The 4138-nt window shown below is 41.9% G+C and carries 5 protein-coding genes; all 5 read left to right on the top strand.

The window, feature by feature from the left end; all coding sequences use genetic code 11:
- The first annotated feature begins 128 nt into the window (after positions 1 to 128).
- The 5 genes from DEH07_00550 (at position 129) to DEH07_00530 (ending at position 4008) form a co-directional block, all read left to right on the top strand.
- On the top strand, positions 129 to 665 hold the full coding sequence (locus DEH07_00550) for a hypothetical protein (protein ID HBY03049.1): 537 nt from the start codon (positions 129 to 131) through the stop codon (positions 663 to 665).
- Between the two features lie 438 nt (positions 666 to 1103).
- Positions 1104 to 1604 carry a hypothetical protein gene (locus tag DEH07_00545; protein ID HBY03048.1) on the top strand — a complete coding sequence of 167 codons (501 nt, stop codon included), beginning with the start codon at positions 1104 to 1106 and terminating at the stop codon, positions 1602 to 1604.
- A 1037-nt stretch (positions 1605 to 2641) separates the two neighbouring features.
- Positions 2642 to 2995 carry a hypothetical protein gene (locus DEH07_00540; protein ID HBY03047.1) on the top strand — a complete coding sequence of 118 codons (354 nt, stop codon included), beginning with the start codon at positions 2642 to 2644 and terminating at the stop codon, positions 2993 to 2995.
- Complete coding sequence (locus DEH07_00535) at positions 2974 to 3405, top strand: hypothetical protein (GenBank protein ID HBY03046.1); 432 nt, start codon at positions 2974 to 2976, stop codon at positions 3403 to 3405. The genes DEH07_00540 and DEH07_00535 overlap by 22 nt, the downstream gene beginning before the upstream one ends.
- Before the next feature lie 426 nt (positions 3406 to 3831).
- Positions 3832 to 4008 carry a DNA-binding protein gene (locus DEH07_00530; GenBank protein HBY03045.1) on the top strand — a complete coding sequence of 59 codons (177 nt, stop codon included), beginning with the start codon at positions 3832 to 3834 and terminating at the stop codon, positions 4006 to 4008.
- Positions 4009 to 4138: the final 130 nt, after the last annotated feature.

The following is a 4138-nucleotide window of genomic DNA, read 5'->3' as shown; positions in this document are numbered from 1 at the left end:
GATCGATTTCCGGGGACTTTATAAATCGCCGGATATCATATAACCCCAACCCCCTATAAACCAGGTGCCTTTAACGCTGGGCTGATATCTTAGCCCAGCGTGTGGGTACCCGGAGCGAAGGAGAAAAAATGAACAAGGAATACGTAAAAATCCTCTTTGATCGCATCGGCACCGAATTGCGGATTCCGGCCAACCTCATTATTTGTGAGAGACATAAAGCCCAGCAGTACCTCGGGTGGGTGGAGACATTACGAGGCGCTAATTTTATATTTGTGAACCTTGAACTCCTTAAGGAAAAACTTGCTGAAGCCAAAGCCGTAAATGGGGTTTTGTGGTTTGACGACTTATCCTCCTGGCTGCAGGTCAGAAATATAAAAATAGCCCTATTCTGTGTCATTGTGCATGAATACACACATCTTTGTTTCCAGGGCTACCCTGACAGCCCAACCGGTCTAACCGAAAGCGATTATTTTGACCTGCTTAAACCCTTGGGTACCAGGGCGCAGATCATGGAGGTTTACAACCGTCCAGAGGCAAAAGAGGAACTATTTAGACGAAAAACCTGGGAGGAAAAAATACATGATGATGCGTTTTACACTCGTTTAAGGCTGAATATCTACCGGTGCGGAAATATCCTGGAAGAGATACAAGCGGATGGAGACTAGGGCAGGAGTATATCTCCTTCCTATACGAACCCGGCTGGGCTTCCCGCTTGGCCGGAAGTATTCTTTGGCCTTTTATATAAATATAAGTTACTTTTATTAAAATATTTTTAAATATTGTTCATAATAATAGTAATAAACCGATTAAGAAAGATAAGGGAACCATGAAAGAATTCATTAGGCGAATATGGACTTTTACAATTAGGTGGCTGTCCCTCTATAATAGAATTAATCAGAAAAATGATAAGGAGGCGACTTTCGATATGACAAGCAATTTTGTTAAAAAAATACATAATATTGAGTTGCCGCCTCATCAGCTCCGCGAACTGGGGTTAGAAAAAGACTGGCAAAAGAATGTATCTGAGCAATACATTGAGAAAGTTGTAAAGACTGCTGAGCGCTTTAAGAAAGATTTAAAGGAGCTGTCCAAGCGTTAAGGAAATTGAGTATCTTGAGCATTGGGAAATCCTTGTTATTCACTTTGTGATTGCCGATGCATATTTTGAAGAAAGAACCAGCGAAGAAAATGAATATGAAAAATTGGAATTTAGAAAAAGAGGGATTTTAAACCCCTCTTTTTTGTCATCAGCATTAGGCGAACCTAAACAGACTTTTAACATGGAAGACCTTTATCCTGATATTTTTTCAAAGGCAGCTGTTTTGATGCGTTCATTAATTATGAACCATCCGTTTATTGATGGTAATAAAAGAACAGCCACAATGGCGACTATCGTTTTCTTGGAACAAAACGGTTATATCGTAACAGCTCCGGATAATAAACTTTATAGACTTGCCATGAAAATTGTTAACCAGAAACCTACACCGACGGTAAATAACATCGCTAAAACATTAAAGAAATATTGTCAGCTAGTTGAGTACAAACCCCGCTCTAAATATGAAATGTATTGGGAGAAAGTCCGTAAGTTTTTAATACAAAAATAATCCTTACAGAATCACTTAAACGGTTTACCAAACAACCTGCCAACTGCTTTTTCCGGCTGCTCTTCTGGCAATGCGTTTGCCTATAGTCCCCTTTTGAACTGCTGAGACAACACCCAGGATCCGGCTGGCCTGGTATGTAGATCTTAATTTGACTGATCGGATTCCTCCCCTGGAGCATTATGACCGTTTCTTCAAAGATGATATTTCTCCTTTGGAGGATATTGTCGGGACGTGCCGGAATATTTATCAAGGGTAGCCTTCGGTTAATGACTGCCTGATCGGATTCCACACCGGTATGAATAGCGGGGAAAAATCCCCGTTATTTTTTTGTACTGAAGACCAGGGCAGCAAATCTGTGGAATTATTTTACGTGAAATATTTATGGAGCCGGTGCCGGGCGCTGCCATGGGACCGGACGGGCCGACGTATCAACCTCTTTTGTACCGCTTAGCGAACTATTTCCCTAAGCGGTTTTGATCAATGTTTGCCCTTTTCAGCTTGGGGAAATATTTCCTTAAGCTGAGGGTTGCTTCCCCCCCCCGTACTTATTGCTTGTCTTTATTTTCACCTTATGGAAATAGTTCCACAAGGTGCTTACCGAAAAATTTTCATTTGAGTGGCGGTTAACCTTTTCCAGTTGTGGAAATAGTTCCACAACTGGAAAATCGCTTAAGGAAATAGTTCCTGAAGCGGTACAAGTGAGACAGGAGATAGTATATACTAACGTCAAACCTGACCTTAGCGAAATCATTTCACTAAGGTATACAAATCCAAAAACAGGCTGCTTATGAATAGTCCTTACTAGGGAAATATTTTGCTTACTTGGGGGAAACCTTAAGGAAATATTTCCTGAAGGTTTATCACAGAACAATAACAATTTTCCCGTTAAGGAAATATTTCCTGAACGGGCAAAAGAAAGGCAGGCTCACGGCCAAACTGCACCTGGAAAAACGCAGCTAGCGAAATATTTCCCCAGCAGAGCGAAAAGGGCAAAAAATTCGTTAGCTGCCGGCAGATTTACTGCCCTGAAAATTAAGGTGAGTGAACAATTTACTGAGCTAAATTTTCAGCCCAGCAGGGCGCAGCTCCCCGGAAGCCTGCTGCAAAACGATCACCGCCTGGATTTAACTGTAAGTGAGAAAATGGAATTAGGGCAAATAATTGAACAGGCGCGTAACATGCGACAGGGGCAAAGAACTGATTTGGAACTTCCCCCAAGTTTGGGGGAAGTAAAACATGTTAAGGAATCAGCTGACATTGCTGCTAAAGCTGTAGATATGAAGCCAACTACATACCGTAAAGCAAAAGCCGTTGTCCTATCGGAATTGTGTATTCAAGGGTCATATCTGGTCATCGTAGATGGAAAGCAATGTTGGCCCTGGGGTTTATAACTACAAACGCAATAATCAGGGACTTCCATGACGAACTTGATGAGCAGGAAAAGCTTATTGCCTATAACCAACAGAGGGAGAAAACAAAGGCTCGAATCTTAACTGAGGCGTATAAGTTGAGAGAAATTGAGGCGCAACGGGCTAAGGAGAGACAGGCCAAAGGCCATTTTAATGCACCTCAATATGAACAGACGCCAGTTAAGGAAATAGTTCCTGAACTGGAAAAAGGTCAATCCCGTGACAGTCTTGCTCAAAAAATCGGGGCCGGTATGTCAGGGCGCACGCTTGAAAAAGGGGTGAAGGGGTTTAGGGCCGCAAAAGAAGGGGTATTCCCGGAAGAAAGGCCTTCGAGGTTGCCCTGTGAGGCCCTGAAAATAATTGTCTGGTATGAAGCATCCTGGAAAAAGTGAGTAATACCAAGGCGGGGAGGCCCTGGCGTTTGACATCCGGATATAGTGACAAGATTATTTTTTTCCCTCACACGTACAGGTAAGGAAGTGTCAAAGGTAACAGTCTGGAAGGTAATGGTACATTGATACCTTTGTCAGTTCTTACACCGGGTATTCACAGGAAAATATTTTTGATTACTATTCCAGGTAGCTAAAAAAAACCTGTGTGGGAGCGTTCTTCTCGTCGGGGATGCATTGAAACAAAGATACCATGACCGGAATTATAATCCGCTCAGGGGGATTATTAATACTCAGGCCCTTGCAGAAGGATGTCGATAATGCCGACACCCTTTTTTAAAAATATTATAGAAGAATACAAATAAGTATTGACAGTGACACATAAATACACTATTGTATTAATAATGACTATAAGAAAGGGGGTAATACATGGCACCAATAGAAAAATTGTATTCACCCGAAGAGGCGGCGCTAGTTCTTGGAGTGAATATCAGGACCATAACGAAATGGTTAAGGGAGGGAAAGCTAACCGGAAGTAAATTAGGCAAAGTATGGCGCATAGAGGAACAAGCATTAAAGGATTTTATTAATGCAAATAAAATTTAATAAAAGCGAAACAGGAAGGCCCGTCGCCAAACAGTCCCTTCCTGCCATACAGCAAACCCCCGTTAGGAGGTTAACCTTGTTTTTATTATAACCTCCTGGGGACAAAAAATAAAGGAGGTTTTATCGATGA

The sequence above is a fragment of the Desulfotomaculum sp. genome, assembly GCA_003513005.1.
GTDB lineage: Bacteria > Bacillota > Desulfotomaculia > Desulfotomaculales > Nap2-2B > 46-80.
The sequence above is the reverse complement of the archived record's forward strand: the minus strand, read 5'-3'. Positions and strand labels throughout refer to the sequence as shown.